The sequence below is a fragment of the Mycoplasmopsis cricetuli ATCC 35279 genome, from assembly GCF_000526955.1.
GTDB classification, from domain to species: Bacteria; Bacillota_I; Bacilli_A; order Mycoplasmatales; family Metamycoplasmataceae; genus Mycoplasmopsis; species Mycoplasmopsis cricetuli.
Map to the genome: position 1 here is coordinate 19,752 of NZ_JAHB01000005.1, position 16,397 is coordinate 36,148.

General features: G+C 25.9%; 20 protein-coding genes. 18 read left to right on the forward strand and 2 right to left on the reverse strand.

All coding sequences use genetic code 4. From position 1 onward, the window contains the following. The first annotated feature begins 4 nt into the window (after positions 1–4). The 17 genes from rplB (at position 5) to U744_RS0102000 (ending at position 8,605) form a co-directional block, all read left to right on the forward strand. A complete protein-coding gene (gene rplB, locus U744_RS0101920) occupies positions 5–850 on the forward strand; it encodes a 50S ribosomal protein L2 (RefSeq protein WP_025755409.1) in 846 nt (281 codons plus the stop codon). Beyond that, positions 850–1,128: a 30S ribosomal protein S19 gene (gene rpsS / locus U744_RS0101925; protein ID WP_025755410.1), complete on the forward strand. Its 279-nt coding sequence runs from the start codon at positions 850–852 to the stop codon at positions 1,126–1,128. Before rplB ends, rpsS begins: the two co-directional genes overlap by 1 nt. Beyond that, a complete protein-coding gene (gene rplV / locus U744_RS0101930; protein ID WP_025755411.1) occupies positions 1,128–1,466 on the forward strand; it encodes a 50S ribosomal protein L22 in 339 nt (112 codons plus the stop codon). The genes rpsS and rplV overlap by 1 nt, the downstream gene beginning before the upstream one ends. Then, positions 1,466–2,137, forward strand: a complete 672-nt coding sequence (gene rpsC / locus U744_RS0101935) for a 30S ribosomal protein S3 (protein WP_025755412.1) — start codon at positions 1,466–1,468, stop codon at positions 2,135–2,137. The genes rplV and rpsC overlap by 1 nt, the downstream gene beginning before the upstream one ends. Beyond that, positions 2,115–2,540 (forward strand): 50S ribosomal protein L16, encoded by a 426-nt coding sequence (gene rplP, locus U744_RS0101940; protein ID WP_025755413.1) that lies wholly within the window; start codon positions 2,115–2,117, stop codon positions 2,538–2,540. Before rpsC ends, rplP begins: the two co-directional genes overlap by 23 nt. Beyond that, positions 2,540–2,731: a 50S ribosomal protein L29 gene (gene rpmC / locus U744_RS0101945; RefSeq protein WP_025755414.1), complete on the forward strand. Its 192-nt coding sequence runs from the start codon at positions 2,540–2,542 to the stop codon at positions 2,729–2,731. Before rplP ends, rpmC begins: the two co-directional genes overlap by 1 nt. A gap of 2 nt (positions 2,732–2,733) precedes the next feature. After that, positions 2,734–3,003 (forward strand): 30S ribosomal protein S17, encoded by a 270-nt coding sequence (rpsQ, locus tag U744_RS0101950; protein WP_025755415.1) that lies wholly within the window; start codon positions 2,734–2,736, stop codon positions 3,001–3,003. Further along, complete coding sequence (rplN, locus tag U744_RS0101955) at positions 3,003–3,368, forward strand: 50S ribosomal protein L14 (protein ID WP_025755416.1); 366 nt, start codon at positions 3,003–3,005, stop codon at positions 3,366–3,368. The genes rpsQ and rplN overlap by 1 nt, the downstream gene beginning before the upstream one ends. A gap of 12 nt (positions 3,369–3,380) precedes the next feature. Next, entirely contained in the window at positions 3,381–3,710 is a 330-nt protein-coding gene (gene rplX, locus U744_RS0101960) for a 50S ribosomal protein L24 (RefSeq protein ID WP_025755417.1), read from the forward strand. Positions 3,711–3,714: 4 nt separating this feature from the next. Further along, complete coding sequence (gene rplE, locus U744_RS0101965) at positions 3,715–4,260, forward strand: 50S ribosomal protein L5 (RefSeq protein WP_025755418.1); 546 nt, start codon at positions 3,715–3,717, stop codon at positions 4,258–4,260. Further along, positions 4,260–4,445: a type Z 30S ribosomal protein S14 gene (locus tag U744_RS0101970; RefSeq protein ID WP_025755419.1), complete on the forward strand. Its 186-nt coding sequence runs from the start codon at positions 4,260–4,262 to the stop codon at positions 4,443–4,445. The genes rplE and U744_RS0101970 overlap by 1 nt, the downstream gene beginning before the upstream one ends. Before the next feature lie 2 nt (positions 4,446–4,447). Continuing rightward, entirely contained in the window at positions 4,448–4,843 is a 396-nt protein-coding gene (rpsH, locus tag U744_RS0101975; protein WP_025755420.1) for a 30S ribosomal protein S8, read from the forward strand. An 8-nt stretch (positions 4,844–4,851) separates the two neighbouring features. Continuing rightward, a complete protein-coding gene (rplF, locus tag U744_RS0101980; protein ID WP_025755421.1) occupies positions 4,852–5,391 on the forward strand; it encodes a 50S ribosomal protein L6 in 540 nt (179 codons plus the stop codon). Positions 5,392–5,411: 20 nt separating this feature from the next. Further along, positions 5,412–5,771 (forward strand): 50S ribosomal protein L18, encoded by a 360-nt coding sequence (rplR, locus tag U744_RS0101985; RefSeq protein ID WP_025755422.1) that lies wholly within the window; start codon positions 5,412–5,414, stop codon positions 5,769–5,771. Further along, positions 5,771–6,439 (forward strand): 30S ribosomal protein S5, encoded by a 669-nt coding sequence (rpsE, locus tag U744_RS0101990; protein WP_025755423.1) that lies wholly within the window; start codon positions 5,771–5,773, stop codon positions 6,437–6,439. Before rplR ends, rpsE begins: the two co-directional genes overlap by 1 nt. A 1-nt stretch (position 6,440) precedes the next feature. Continuing rightward, the gene (gene rplO / locus U744_RS0101995; protein ID WP_211234161.1) at positions 6,441–6,881 is read left to right on the forward strand and encodes a 50S ribosomal protein L15; all 441 of its coding nucleotides are present in this window, start codon (positions 6,441–6,443) and stop codon (positions 6,879–6,881) included. Positions 6,882–7,036: 155 nt separating this feature from the next. Next, on the forward strand, positions 7,037–8,605 hold the full coding sequence (locus tag U744_RS0102000; protein WP_025755425.1) for an ABC-2 transporter permease: 1,569 nt from the start codon (positions 7,037–7,039) through the stop codon (positions 8,603–8,605). Positions 8,606–9,081: 476 nt separating this feature from the next. Here U744_RS0102000 and U744_RS0102005 read toward each other — a convergent pair whose 3' ends face one another. Together U744_RS0102005 and U744_RS0102010 are read right to left on the reverse strand one after the other, a co-directional pair. Next, positions 9,082–9,969 carry a hypothetical protein gene (locus tag U744_RS0102005; RefSeq protein ID WP_025755426.1) on the reverse strand — a complete coding sequence of 296 codons (888 nt, stop codon included), beginning with the start codon at positions 9,967–9,969 and terminating at the stop codon, positions 9,082–9,084. After that, the gene (locus tag U744_RS0102010; RefSeq protein ID WP_025755427.1) at positions 9,969–10,886 is read right to left on the reverse strand and encodes an RluA family pseudouridine synthase; all 918 of its coding nucleotides are present in this window, start codon (positions 10,884–10,886) and stop codon (positions 9,969–9,971) included. The genes U744_RS0102005 and U744_RS0102010 overlap by 1 nt, the downstream gene beginning before the upstream one ends. Positions 10,887–11,555: 669 nt before the next feature. Between U744_RS0102010 and U744_RS0102020 the strand changes: the two genes are divergently transcribed. Beyond that, the gene (locus U744_RS0102020; protein ID WP_025755428.1) at positions 11,556–16,280 is read left to right on the forward strand and encodes a DUF4011 domain-containing protein; all 4,725 of its coding nucleotides are present in this window, start codon (positions 11,556–11,558) and stop codon (positions 16,278–16,280) included. The last annotated feature ends 117 nt before the right edge of the window (positions 16,281–16,397 follow it).

Here is a 16,397-nt window from a genome sequence, read left to right on the forward strand (position 1 = left end):
TAAAATGGCTATTAAAAAACACAAGCCAACTACCAATGGTAGAAGAAATATGTCAACTCTTGATTTCAAACAGAACTTATCAGGTCACGCTCCTGAAAAATCACTACTTGTGATTTTAAAAAATAATGCAGGACGTAATAACCAAGGTAAGATAACAGTTAGGCATCATGGTGGACGTGTTAAAAGATTTTATCGTTTAATTGATTTTAAACGTAATAAAGATAATATTCCAGCTATTGTTAAAACAATTGAGTATGATCCAAATAGATCAGCCAATATTTGTTTATTAACATACAAAGATGGAGAAAAAAGATATATTATTGCTCCTAAAGGAATTAAATTAGGACAAGAAGTTATTTCAGGAGATAATGTTGATATTGTAATTGGAAATGCACTTCCACTTGCAAATATTCCTGAAGGTACATTTGTACATAATATTGAAATGCAACCAGGAGGAGGAGCTATTATTGCTCGTTCAGCTGGAGCTTCAGCACAAATTCTTGGAAAAGATGATAATGGAAAATATGTTGTTTTAAAATTAAAATCAGGTGAAACTCGTCGTATTTTAGCTCGTTGTCGTGCAACAATTGGTTTTGTTGGAAATGAAGAACATTTACTTGTTAATGTTGGAAAAGCTGGAATTAATCGTTACAAAGGGATTAGACCTACAGTGCGTGGTTCAGTTATGAACCCTGTAGATCACCCACATGGAGGAGGAGAAGGAAAGCAACCTGTTGGACGTAAAGCTCCTCTTACACCTTGAGGGAAAAAAGCTCTTGGAGTTAAAACAAGAAAAACTAAAAAATCTTCAAATAAACTTATAATCAGAAGAAGAAAGGATGCTAAATAATGGCACGTAGTCTTAAAAAAGGTCCATTTGCAGATGAACATTTACTTAAAAAAGTTCAAGCAATTTTAGATGGTAAAGCTCCAAAAAAACCTATTAAAACATGATCTAGACGTTCAACTATTTTCCCTGATTTTCTTGGATTGACCTTCTTAGTTCACAATGGTAAAGTATTTAATGAAGTTTATGTAAGTGATGATATGGTAGGGCATAAGTTAGGAGAATTTTCACCAACAAGAACATTCTCTGGACATGGTGCAGATAAAGGTAAGAAAAAATAATGCAACAAGCAGTCGCACATGTTAAATTACAAAGAGTAAGTGTTTCAAAAGCTAAATTAGTAGCTAATCTTTTCCGAGGAAAGGATATTAAAACAGCGCTTGCAATTTTACATAACACCCCTAAAAAATCAGCCCCTATTTTCTTAAAATTACTTAATTCAGCCATCGCAAATGCAACTAACAATCATGCAATGAATGCATCAAATTTGTATGTTAAAGAAGTTTATGTTAATGAAGGTCCAACTTTAAAGAGATTTCAACCAAGAAGTCAAGGAAGAGCTTATTCAATTTTTAAACGTACATCTAATTTATCAATTATTTTACAGGAGAAAAACTAATGGGACAAAAGGTTAATCCAAATGGATTCCGTTATGGAATTACTAAAGCACACAATTCACTTTGATTTGCCAATAAAGATAACTTTGGAAACTATTTAGTTCAAGATGCTAAAATTTACAAATTTTTTGATAAGTATGTACGTGAATATCAAATTGGTAAAATTAATGTTAAAAGAAATCAAAAAAATAAAGTTAATGTTTTAATTTATACTGCAAAACCTGCTGTAATATTAGGTACTGAAGGTAAAAATATCCAAGAATTAACATTAAAGTTAAAAAAATCACTTAAAGATCGCAACCTTGATCTTAATTTACAAGTTGTTGAACTTAAAAATCCTGATTTAAATGCAAGATTATTAGCTGAAATGATTGCACAAAAATTAGAAAATCGTGAAAGTTTCCGTTCAGCTCAAAAAATCGCTATTAAAAATGCAATGCGCTCAGGAGCAAAAGGAATTAAAACTGCTGTTTCAGGACGTTTAAATGGAGTTGATATGGCTCGTACTGAAGGATATTCAGAAGGAGAAATGAAACTTCATACTTTAAGACAAAATGTTGATTATGCTACTGCAACTGCAAGAACTACATATGGTGCAATTGGAGTAAAAGTTTGAATTTCACTTGGCGAAATTTTGGAAGGAGATCATAATGCTTCAACCAAAAAGAACTAAATATAGAAAACCATTTTTAGTTAAACATGATAAACGTAAAGCAACTAAAGGAAATACTGTTGTTTTTGGTGAATTTGGATTGCAGGCAATTACAAGCTCATGAATTGATTCTCGTCAAATTGAATCAGCTCGTATTGCTGCAACCAGAAGAATGGGACGTGAAGGGCAAGTTATTATTCGGATTTTCCCTCACTTTGCTAAAACCTCAAAACCAATTGGAGTACGTATGGGTTCAGGAAAAGGTGCTCCAGAAAAATGATACACTGCTGTTAAAATTAATACTATAATGTTTGAAGTATCAGGAGTTGCTGAAGATATTGCTCGAGATGCTTTAAGACTTGCTGGACATAAATTGCCTGTTAAATGAAAAATTATTACTAAAAATCAAGAAGGGACTAACTAATGCTATATAAAGATTTGTTAAATAAATCAATTGAAGAACTTCAACAACTTTCAACAGATCTTAAAGCAGAACTTTGAACTTTAAGATTTCAAAATATTACAGGTAATTTAGATCAAACACACAAGATTAATGCTATTAAAAAAGATATTGCTAAAGTGCTTACTGCATTAAATGCTAAAGGAGCTAAATAATTATGCAAAGAAACACAAGAAAAACATTAGTTGGTACCGTTGTTTCAGCTCATAAAACTTTAAAAACAATTATTGTCGCTGTTGATACATACAAAAAACACCCTCTTTACTCTAAACGTTTTAAATCAACCAAACGTTTTGCAGTTCATGATGAAGAACATGTAGCAAAATTAGGTGATGTGGTAACTATTATGGAAACACGCCCACTTTCAAAAACCAAACGTTTTAGGTTGTTATCAGTTAAACAATCCACATTTCAAGGAGATAAATAATGCTCATAGAACTTTCAAAAGCAAATGTGGCAGATAATTCTGGTGCTAAAGAAATTGGCGTAATTCGTATTTTGGGTGGTTCAAAGAAAAAAACAGCTAAAATTGGTGATGTTGTTGTTTGTTCAGTTAAAAAAGCCATTCCAAATGGTGGTGTTAAAGAAGGACAAGTAGTAAAGGCTGTTGTTGTGCGTTCACGTTATGGAATTGCTAGAGATAATGGTTCATACATTCGTTTTGATGATAATGCTGTAGTTCTTTTAAAAGAAGATGGTACACCAAGAGGGACTCGTGTTTTTGGACCTGTTGCTCGTGAAATTCGTGAGAAATATCCAAAAATAGTTTCTCTAGCACCTGAGGTGTTATAACAAGGAGTTTTTGTGAAAATAAAATTTAAGAAAAACGATGAAGTTATAGTTATTGCAGGAAAAGAAAAAGGTAAAACCGGTTCTGTTGAAAAAATACTTCACAGTAAAAATGCACTTATTATCAAAGGTCTTAATTTAGTAACCAAACACAACAAACCATCTCAACAAAATCAAGATGGAACAATTACCAATATTGAAGCTCCAATTCATGTATCAAATGTAGCATATCTTGTTAAAAAAGAAACCAAAGACAAACCAGCACAATTTTCAAAACTTGGATATAAAATTGATAAAAATGAAAAAAAAGTTAGAGTAATTAAAAAAACAAAGAAGGAAATTTAAATCTATGTTAAAGAAAATTTATTTAGAAAAAGCCATTCCAACTTTAAAAGAGAAATTCAATTACTCTTCAATTATGCAAGTTCCAAGAATAGAAAAAGTTATCATTAATATGACCGCTGGTAAAGAAGTATCAAATTCCAAAGCAATTGAAGCAGTTTTAAAAGAACTTGAGCTTATTACAGGACAAAAACCATTTCAAACTAAAGCTAGAAAATCAAATGCTTCATGAAAACTTCGTGAAGGAATGCCTATGGGGGGTAAAGTTACTCTTCGTAGAGAACGTATGTGAGAATTTTTAGATAAATTAATCAATGTTGCAATGCCTCGGATTCGTGATTTTCGTGGCGCTAATCCAAAAGCTTTTGATGGAAGAGGGAATTACTCTTTAGGAATCAAAGAAGAAATTATTTTTCCAGAAATTGAATATGATAAAATCTCACGCAACAAAGGACTTGATGTTATTATTGTTACTACCGCACAAACCAATAAGGAAGCAAAATCATTACTTGAATTAATTGGAATTCCATTTGAGAAAAAAGGAGATAAATAATGGCTAGAAAAGCACTTATTGAAAAAGCAAAACGTCATCCTAAATTCTCAACTCGTGGCTATACACGTTGTGAATTATGTGGGCGTCCTCATGCAGTTTTAAGAAAATATAAAGTATGCCGGATTTGTTTTAGAAACCTTGCTCATGAAGGAAAAATTCCAGGTATTAAGAAAGCGAGCTGATAGTTATGTTTATTACAGATCCAATTTCAGATTTAATAGTTCGTATTAAGAACGCTAATGCAAGAAAACATAAAACTGTAGAAATTCCTTTCTCAAATAAAAAAGAAGCAATTTTAAAATTAATTCAAGAACAAGGTTATATTGTTAGTTATGCAATAATTGGCGAAAGAATTCATAAAAAATTAGTTGTTACATTAAAATATAAAGGTTCACAATCAGCAATTGTTGGAATTAAAAGAGTTTCAAAACCAGGACTCAAAGTATATGTTAAATCATCAGAAATTCCTACAATTTTATCAGGATATGGGACAGTTATTATTTCAACTTCAAAAGGATTGATGACTGGTAAAGAAGCTAAAAAGGAAAATGTTGGTGGCGAAATTGTTGCCTACATTTGATAGGTATTAGTATGTCTCGTGTTGGAAATCGTATTTTAACCATTCCTGCTGGAACAACTATTACTGTAGAAGGAACCAAGGTAACTGTTACAGGAAAACTTGGAACTCTTTCAAGAGAATTTAGTTCAAAAATTGCCATATCAATTCAAGATGATAAAGTAACAACTATTCGTGCTAATGAAGAAAAAATAACTAAACAATTGCATGGAACTACTAATGCTCATATTGCCAATATGATTATTGGTGTTTCACAAGGATTTAAAAAGGAACTTGATATAAAAGGTGTTGGATACAAGGCTGTGTTAACTGAGAATAAGCTAGTTCTTTCAGTAGGTAAAAGTCATGAAGAAATTTTAATTGTTCCAGAAGATGTTAAAGTAACAGTGCCAAAAGCAACTGAAATTATCATTACTGGAATCGAAAAACAAAGTGTTGGAGATTTTGCTGCAATTGTTAGAGCTAAAAGAAAACCAAGTGTATATTCAGGTAAAGGAATTTCATACAGAGATGAAAAACTTAGACGCAAAGAAGGGAAAACATCTTCTAAATAATTAGAAGGAAAAGTATTATTATGGCAAAATTATCAAGAAATGCTGCTCGTAAGGCAAAACATGTTCGTATTCGTGCAACTAAAGATATTTATGGTAATGCAACCAGACCACGTTTAAGTGTATTTAAATCTCACCAAAATTTTTATGCTCAATTAATTGATGATCAAAAAGCACATACTTTAGCTAGTGTTAGCACTTTAGTTAAGAATGGTCAATACAAAGGAAATATTTTACATGCTAAAGAACTTGGAAGTCAAATGGGAGAAAAAATTATAGCTCTAGGAATTAAAGAAATTGTTTTTGATCGTTCAGGATATTTATATCATGGAAGAGTAAAAGCTTTTGCTGATGCTGTCAGAGAAAAAGGAGTTAAATTCTAATGGAAAACCAGAAAGAAAAAAAGACTACTGGAACAACCGAAATTAAATTAGAACGTCCAGTTCAACGTAAAGATAAACCTCAAACAGCCCCAGTTGAAGAAAGAAGAAATTTCAGAAACACTAAAACTAGAGATGGTAAACGTCCAAATCGTGATGATCGTCCAAGAAGAAATCGTAATTTTGAACAACCAGTTTCAGAATTTACTGAAAAAGTAGTAAACATTGCTAGAGTTACTAAAGTTGTTAAAGGTGGAAGAAGATTTAGTTTTAGTGCTTTTGTGGTAGTTGGGAATAAAAAAGGAAGTGTTGGTTTTGGACACGGTAAAGCAAATGAAGTTCCTGACGCAATTAAAAAAGCCATTAAAGATGGACAAAATAATTTAATTGAAGTTCCTATTGTAAATGGAACAGTACCACATGAAATTAATGCTAAATTTTTAGCCTCTAAAGTAATGTTAAAACCAGCACCAAAAGGAAAGGGGCTTATTGCTTCAGGTGCTGTGCGTGCTGTAATTGAACTTGCAGGATATACTGACATGGTAACAAAAACTTATGGTTCACGTACTAAAGCTAATATTGTTAAAGCGACTTTACGAGCTCTTTCACAACTTAGAACAGCTGAACAAATTGCAGAAATTAGAAATAAAGATGTAAAGGATTTAATTTAGTATGGCAATTAAATTACACACATTAAAATTCACTGAAGGTTCACGTAAAGAAAAACATCGTAAAGGACGTGGGCATGCTGCAGGAAAAGGAAAACAAGCTGGTAAAGGACAATCAGGACAAAACAAGCGTAAAGGGCATAGACTTGGATTTGAAGGAGGTCAAACTCCTTGATTTCGTAGAATTGGTAAACGTGGATTTACCAATGTAAATCACATTGAATTTCAAGTTGTTAATTTAAAAGATTTAGAGTTAAAATTCCAAGATAATGAACAAGTAACTATTGAATCCTTGTTTGCAAAAAATTTAGTAAAAAGAACTAAACCAATTAAAATCCTTGGAAATGGTTCTTTATCTAAAAAATTAATTGTTAAAGTTCATGCGGTTTCAGCTTCAGCTAAATTAGCAATAGAAGCAGCTGGTGGAGAAGTGCAGGATTTATAATTCAATTTCAATTTAAAGCAGTTTTACTGCTTTTTTTGATATATATTATTGTATTTAGTTAAATTTGTAATTTATAAAGGGATGTTGATATAATTTATATGTAAATTTTTAAATTAAATAGTTTAATAATATATAAAAAAAAGAAAGGAAAAAACATGAAAATTTTTACCTTAAATAATTTTCAAGCTTCATATTTTTACTTACAAAATATTTTTCGTAAAAAAATTTTTTGAATACTGTTTTTAGTTTCACATTTATTAATTTTAGTAGGAGCAGTCACTTTTGTTTTAATTTTAAAAGCAAAAGGAAATAAATCAATTCTTAATTATGGAATAATTGCAATCTCTCTTATTTCAATGATTGATTTATTATTTATTTTTCTTTCATTACAAATTGTGTCAAAATTATTTTATTCAGATAAAACCTCAAACAATGAAATTATGCTAATAGCAAGATCATTTACAAGAAAAAATCTTATTTTAAATAAATTTTTATGTTTTATTTGTATTGGTATTGTTTATTCTTTATTTGCGTATGTACTAAAAATAATAATTTTTTTAGTTGCTAAAGAAAAACTTTTAAATTATGCAAATTGATATTATTTAAGTATTTTTTTAAATTTGCTTTTTTATTTCTTTTTTGGATCATTTTTTATGCTCCTAAAAACAAAATTATCATTTAAAACAGCAATAATGATTTTAACTGGTGTATTTGTTTCATCTTCCGCACTGAATCCACTTGCTAGTTTAATTCCAACTAAAGCCAATTCTTTTAAAAGAGATATTGAAAATTTTGAAAGATTTGATATTAAAGAAGAAAATAATGAAATTAGTTTGCAAAAATTTTTAATAAAAGATAAAAATGATAAATTAAAATTAATTATTGCTCCTGGAAATGAAGATAATAATATTGACAGAAAAACATTTTCAGAAGAAGAAAAAACTAAAGTTCAAAATTTTGGAAATAATCTTTATATATTGAGGTTTATTTTTAGATTTTTAAGTCCAACTCAAGAGTTTTTATTTTATCCTCAAAGAAATTTTCTTGATTCTAGTTTTTTAAGTTCTGATTTAGAAGAAAAAAACGCAAAAATTTCATTTGTAAATTATCATGATAATTGAGAAAATGATGAAGATAAAGTTTTTTATTTAAGTTTTAAAAAAGATAGCACAATCATTCATAGTGAAATTTTTGAATATTTTTTTAATTTAAAATTTAAATCTATATTTAAAAAGAATGCAATTATGTTAAAAGAGCAACTTGCAAAAAAATTAAAAATTACTACTGAAGAATATGAAAAAATGTGAGATGAATTTATTTTAAATGAAGAAACTAACAATACAAAAGATTTTACAAAAATAAAAAACCTTTTAATTAAATTTTTAGAAGATAAAAAAATATTAAAACTATTAAATGATAATGAAACTTTTCTAAATACATTATCATTGTTGTATTTAGTTTATCCAGAAAGTAATTTTATACAAGTGTTTATTAAGGGGATATTAGATAATAATAATCAAATAGAAATTAATAATCATAAATTTAGTATTTTATTAAACAATAAAGAAAATGAACAAAAATTGTTTAAAGAAGTTAATGAAATTTTTGTTTATAAAGAAAAAACAATAAGCACAAAAACTTTTATTATAATATTTATGCTTAGTTTAAGTTTAATATTTATGTTAGCCACATATTTTAATTATTTAAGAAAAGATAACTTTTAATTTATAAAAATGGTATAAATTTATATTCAAAAAATTAAAAAATCTTTAACTTTTTATTTAAAAAATATTTTATATCAATAATGATTTAAATTTTATGGTTATAGTGTTTTTTTAATAATAATATTTGTACTTTTAAATTATTTAATAATCTTAAATTTAATTAAAAAATCTAAAAACAATTGTTTTTAGATTTTTTAATTATTCACTAAAATATTTGGAAATTTATTATTAAGATCAATTAATTTTTTAATTATTATTAGGTTTATTTGAATAATATGAAAATTCAACTTTTGCATTTATTATTATTTTCAGTTTTTTAAAATAATTTAATTGTTTATCAAATAACTAGTTGCAGTTGATAAATTTAAATTAAAATCTTGCAATTTCATATTTTTTTTCTTTTTTGCAATTTAATTGCACTATTTTTCAATATTGAAAATAAAAAATGTCAAGAGTGACATTTTTTATTTATAAACTTATTTTTTATTTTGTTGTGTATAAATATAAATTTTTTCAGCAAGTTCTTCTTTAGACATTTCTTTGTATCCATAAATTCCAATTAACTCTGCCATTTTATATAGTTTTTCATTTGGTAAATCAAGTAGTTTTTTAATTTGTTTGTTTTTCTCTTTTTCTTCAGGTGTTTCAACTATTTCAGCTGAATCAACATTATCATTATTTGTATTTGAATTTTGAACATTTTCATTATTTTGTTGCATAAATGGAAATCCAGTAAAAGGATTTGTAAATGAATTTCCTTGAGAATTATTAGAAGCATTTTTAAATAATTCATTAAATATTTTTTGTTGAGCCTCAAAGCGAGAAGCTGCAACAAAGGCTTTGCGAATTAAAGAAACTTGATTAACAACAAAAATATAGGCTAGTAAATTAAATGATAAATTAATAATTGATAAAATAATAAAGTTTAAGTAAGGTAAATAATAACCATATCTCATAATATCTCATCCAGAAATTAAAATTATAACAAAAGGAAAAAATACACTAAAAAATGAAATTTTTTCAAAAGATTTGATTTTATAAGCTTGTTTAATATTTACAATATAAGAAATTAATAATCCTAGTGAAATAATTAAATAAGTTAAATCTTGCATAATTGATCTAAATCAAATACCATTAGCTTCATTTTGGGTTACTTTATTACCATTAATATCTAATTCTATTAAAAAATGAGTAAAGTCATTTTTTAAAATAAATGTTAAAATTACTTTTACTGCAAAAATAATTAAAATAATTGACAAAACAAAAATCATTGCAATAATAAATTTTCTAAACTGCAATTCTTTTTTTCAAAGATCTTTAACATTTTTTATTTTTAAAAAACTTCTATCATACATTCCAAACATTATTGTCCTCCTTTTAGCTGCTCGAAATTAAAGTTGCAAATTTCAAACTGCTTTGGTATTTTTGAATATAAAATAATTTTTTGCTTATTAATAGGATGAATAAATGATAATTTATAAGCATGTAACCTTTGATTAAAATCATCAACTTTTTTTCCATAAACTGGATCACCATATACTGGATTTTTAATATAAGCAAGATGAACTCTAATTTGGTGAGTTCTACCAGTTTCAAGTGAACATTTTACAAGAGATTTAGGAAGTTTATCAATGTAAAATGTTTTTAAATTTTCTACATATGTAATTGCAGGCTTAGAATTATTATTGGTAATTGTCATCATCTGTCTATTTTTTAAATCGCGACCAATTGGCAAATCAAGTTTAATTTTTTTATCTTCTAAAATTCCATCTATAATTGCTAGATATTCACGATTAATCTGATGTTTTTTAAAATCCTCAGCCAATAATTTATGAATTTCATTATTTTTAGCAATTATTAATAATCCACTGGTATCTTTATCAATTCGATGTACAATTCCAGGCCTAAGTAATCCATTTTCATTAGATAAATTATTTTTAAAATGATATAACAATCCATTCACTAAAGTATTATCGTAATGACCAGGAGCTGGATGAACAATTAGACCAGAAGGTTTGTCAATGACAAATAAATATTCATCTTCATAAACAATATTTAAATCTATTTTTTGAGGGTGTATTTTAATTTCTTTATCAAGTAATTTGACAATTTCAATTAATTGCCCTTCACGAACAATATATTTAGGCTTAATTACATTAGTGCCATTAACAAAAACTGCCCTTTGTTCAATAAGAGCTTTTATATCATTTCGAGTGATTTGGCTATTGTTTGATATGTATTTATCAATTCGCTCTTTATATTTTACTTCTAAGGATATCATTAATCTAATTATACTAGTTATTAAAAAATAAAAAAATTAAATTTAGCAATTTATTTATTTTTCTGCTAATTCTTTTAAAGAAAAACTTTCTTAAAATTTAAATAGTATATCTCAGTATATTTTAATTTTAAAATTATCTATTTCTGTATAAATTTTAAAGCTGAAACAATTTAGTAAAAAAATTTGATAAATAATTTAAAATTTTAATTAGTATCACTTAAAATTGATTTATTTTTTAGTGAATTTATAATGTTTTTGTTTTTAAATTTAAAATATTTAGGAGAAATATGATAAGATGACTTTTTAAATTTATTTTATTTTTAATTTTTTTGGGAATAGTTATTGGAGTTATTGTTGGAGTTAAAATTGGAAAGCATTTTTAACTTTTAAAAAATATGATGAATTATTTTTTAAACTAAAAATATCTTTAAAAAAATTTTTACTTAAAATAAAGTTTTAAACTTCCAATTCTTAAATGATCAATTTTAAGTTAAAAAGTTTTTTGATATTAAATTAATTTGAGATTTGATGTATGTAGATTTTTCTATATGCATTTTTTTGTACAAAATTTTAAAAAATTTCATATTTTTAATGTTTTTAATAGTTTAAAATATATTTATATTTATAATTAAAATATTAAATTATAAGATAAAAAAATAAAGGGACAATGTGAATACAAAAAAGAAAAAAAATATTTTAAAAAACATTGAAATTTGAAAAAACAGATTACTTGATTTGAGTATGAAAAATCAATCAATTAATTATCGTAAAACTAAATTGCAAACTGTTGAAATTATTTATCCTGGAATTGAGATTTTTCTAAATAAATTATATGGACTTAAAAATTTACAATTTGCTAGTTTATTTGGAGAAGTAGTTGAAAATGAAGATGGTGAAGTAACAAGCATTAAAAGAGTTAGAGGAAAAAGGGTTTCATTTGGAATTGAATTAGAACAAAAAGAACGTTATTTTAAAAATGAAATTAATCCTTTAATTAATGCTTTTACCAAAAAATATAAAGGAAATTATTTATTTTCAAATTTATACGAAACTATTCAAAATCGTAATTTATTAAATTTAATGAAACGTTCTAATTTATTTAAAGAAGAAAATGGAATTAATGTTCTATATTTTGCTGTAGGATTTTTAGAGTGATATGAGAATAATGAATTAAATGAAAAAAGAATTGCCCCTCTTTTGTTTATTCCAGTTGAGCTTTCAAAAGATGCCTATAAATCTCCTTATAAAATTAATTTTTTAGATGATGAATTTTTACTTAATGAATCATTAGTTCAAAAATTAATTAATGAATATAATATTGATTTAAATTATGAATTTAAATCTGAAAAAACAAATTTTGACCTTTATAAAGATTATAAAAATTTTGTGCTAAATGAAGTTAGCAAATTAGGAGACAAACGCTGAAAAATTGTTGATGATATTGATCTTGGAATTTTTTCATTTTCAAAAATCAATATGGTTAAAGATCTTGAAGAAAATACAAGTAAATTATTAGATAACAAATTTGTACAATTAATCTCAGGAATTGAACATCCAATTGAAAATATTAAGTATACTGAAGCTGATATTGACAAAATTGTAAAAGCAGATGAATATTTTCACATTTATGATTCAGATTCATCTCAAGAAATTGCAATTCAAGCAGCCAATAGTGGTCAAAGCTTTGTGCTTCAAGGTCCTCCTGGAACTGGAAAATCACAAACAATAACAAATATCATCACTGAATCGATTGCACGAGGAAAAAAAGTTCTTTTTGTAGCAGAAAAACAAGCAGCACTTGAAGTTGTTTATAATAATTTAAAAAGAATTGGTTTAAATGATTTTGTTTTACCAATTCATAATACTAAATTAGATAAAAAAGTTGTTTTAGATGAATTAAATTCAACATTGGAAAAAGGTCAAAACAATCTTTCAATTGAAACTAATTTTCATCAAGATGCTATAAATAAATTTAACACTTCTCATGAAGAACTTTTAGATTACCCAAAATCAATTCAAAACATTTTTCAACCAATTAACAAAAATATTTATCAATTATATGGAATTTTCTTTAAGTATTCTAAATTACCTGACATTATTTTTGACATTGAAAATGTTGAAAACATTTCTGAACAAGAATTAATTAGGAGAAGAAAATTAATTGACTCATTTCATAATGCATTAAATATCAATGATTTTGATATTTCAAAAAATGATTGATATGGATTAAAAGCAACTGAACTTTCTCTTGAAGAAAAAGAAAAAATGATTTTAAATCTAAAAGAACTAAAAAACAAAATTAATGAAGTGATGAATTTTTCAAATGATTTTTCATTATTAAAAGTAAAAAAAGATATTTTTTTGAAGAGTGCAAGCATTTATAATGAGGTTTTTAAACATTTAACTAAACTTAATTCAATTAACTCAGTTATTTTTGATAATAAAAACAGTGAGTTAGATACCTCGCATTACAAAAGCATGGTAGAAATTAAGGAAAAAATTGAAAATCTTTCTAGATCAATTAAAGAAAATTATAATTTACAAGTAACAAAAATATCTGCTAAAGAATATCGTGTTGAACTTGCTAATTATGTAAGTCTTTTTAAAAGAATTACTTCACCTACATACAAAAAAATTAAATCAAAAGTTCTTTTGTACAAATTTGAAAAGAAAATTTCTTATGTTGAATTAGTTGAGTTAATTAATACAATTTCAAAAATTCAAGATTTAGAAGAAGAATTGCAAGGCATTGCAAAACTTACAAGTTATCGAATTCCAACCGATGATTTTATCTTTTTAAAAAATACTTATGAACAAATTGACTGATTTAATACTTTTAAAAAACTTGTTTACTATTTAAAATGAGATATTAATACTGTTTATCAATTATTTTCATTTGCAATGCTAAATAAAGAAAAGATGCAAAAACTTTCAAATGAATATGATTCTTTATATATAAAACTTAAAAAACATCTAGATAAAGTAAAAAATGATTTTGATCAAAATTTATTTAACATTGAATTATTAACTTTTTCTGAACTTGATACAAAACTAGAACAAATTTTTAATAATTGAGAGCATCTTACTACAATTTTAGAGTTTAATCGTGTATATAATTTAATGGAAAAAAATAATTTAAAAACTTATGCTGATGTTTTAATTGCAGAAAACATTAAAGATAATTATTTTGGAATTTATTTAAGAAGATTTTATGTGCTTTTAATTGATAAATATCAAAATGAGCTATTTCCTGATTTTAATGGGGAAGTTCTTGATTCAATTAGAAAAACATTTAATAAATCTTCAGCTACTATTCAATCAATGGCTAAAACAAAAGTTGAAATGGCTATTATTGAAAAAATCCCAAATTACAATAGCATTCAAGGTCTTAATTCAGAAGTTTCAATTTTAAGAACTGAAGCTAACAAATCAAGAAAAATTTTACCATTTAGAGTTTTATTTGACAAAATTCCAAATTTAATAACTAAATTAAAACCTTGCTTAATGATGTCTCCACTTTCTGTATCTTCTTTGTTGAAAAATTCTAATCTAGAATTTGATATTGTTATTTTTGATGAAGCTTCTCAAGTTCGGCCAGAAAACGCAATTGGAGCATTATCACGAGCAAAACAATTTATTATTGCTGGGGATAAAGAACAACTACCTCCAACAGACTTCTTTGCTCATTTTGATGAAGATGAAGATGATACTATTAATTCAAATTGAGATACAACTGCATTTGATTCTATTTTGGAAGTTGCTAATATCGTACTTCCTACCATCAAATTAAAATGACACTATCGTAGTAAATTTGATGAATTAATTGAACCTTCAAACAAAGAAATTTATAATGATTTAGTAACATTTCCAGCCCCTAAAATTATTGGAGAATTTGAAGGTGTAACACATGAATATGTTAATGGTAAATTTATTGATTCAGTTAATGAAGTTGAAGCTGATAAAGTAGTTGAATTAGTAGTTAATATTATTAAAAAATATGGAACTCGACGAACAATTGGAGTTGTAACATTTAACACTCAACAAAGAGATCTAATTGAACGAAAAATTAATGCCTTAAGACGAAAAACATCAGATTTTGAACATTTTTTTAATGCTTTTGAAATTGAGAAATTTTTTGTTAAAAATATTGAAACAGTTCAAGGTGATGAAAGAGATATTATTATTTTATCAGTTGGATATGGACCAAATGCTAAGGGAGTAATGTCGATGAATTTTGGTCCATTAAATCACCAAAATGGTTATCGTAGATTAAATGTTGCCGTTACTCGTGCAAAAACTGCTGTTATTGTAGTTTCTTCATTTAAGGAAAGTGATATTGATTTATCAAGAACAAGTGCTCGTGGAGTTAAATTTTTGAAAAATTACATCGCCTATGCTGCAGATAAGTATAAAATGCTTGAAAAACCAATGGAATATCTTTCAGAATTTGAATCACCATTTGAAGATGATGTCTATAATGAACTTAAATCTTTAGGATATAATATTCATAAAAAAATTGGGTCTTCAGATTATAAAATAGATATAGCAGTAGTACACCCTAAAAAACCAAATCATTATATTTTAGGTATTGAATGTGATGGGTCAGCTTATAAAACTTCTCGTTCAGCACGTGATCGAGATGATTTAAGACAAAAAGTTCTTCGAAATCGAAATTGAAATATTTATCGTTTGTGATCAACTGATTGATATAAAAATAAAACTAAACAAATTGAAAAATTAACCAAATATATCGATGAATTAATTTTAAGTAAATTAAATATTAAAAATAAATCCACTAATTTAGTAGATGCATTAAATATTGATGTCCCAGTTGAAATTACAGAAAAAATTATTGAACATATTTCATTTACACCATATCCAAATTACTCAGATTTATTTGATGAAATTAAATCTAAGCATCCAGAAACTGAATCTGATTTTGTTTTGCAATTAATTAATGAGTTAAGTCCAATTCATTATGATGAATTAAAGAAATTTATTCCGAAAATTTTTAATCGCAAAACATTAACTAATGCTTTAAAAGTAGAATATGATGATATTTTAAATTTATTAGCTGAAAAAGATGAAGTTGAAATTGTTGATAATTTTATTGTTATCAAAAATCAAGTCATTGAATTTAGAGAAAATAATAAAAATAGTACTAAACGTGATTTTGCTCGTATTCATATCAATGAAGTTGAACACTTTTTATTAAGTTTTATAGAGAAAGAGAAAAATTTAAGTTTAAATGCAATTATGTTTACCTTTAGTAAATACTGCGGATTTAGTACTATCACTCCAATTTCAAGTGATTTAATTTACCAAGCAATTGAAAGATTGCAAAATCAAAATAAAATTATTTTGGAAGATGAAGTTATTACTTGAAAAGAATAGCAATTTTAATTAATAAAAGCTCATTTTTATAGTGAGTTTTTATTGTCTTTTAAAATTAAAAGTTTAAAAAATAGTAAAATTAAATAACTGTAAAATCCATTTAAAAATTAAGGGAGA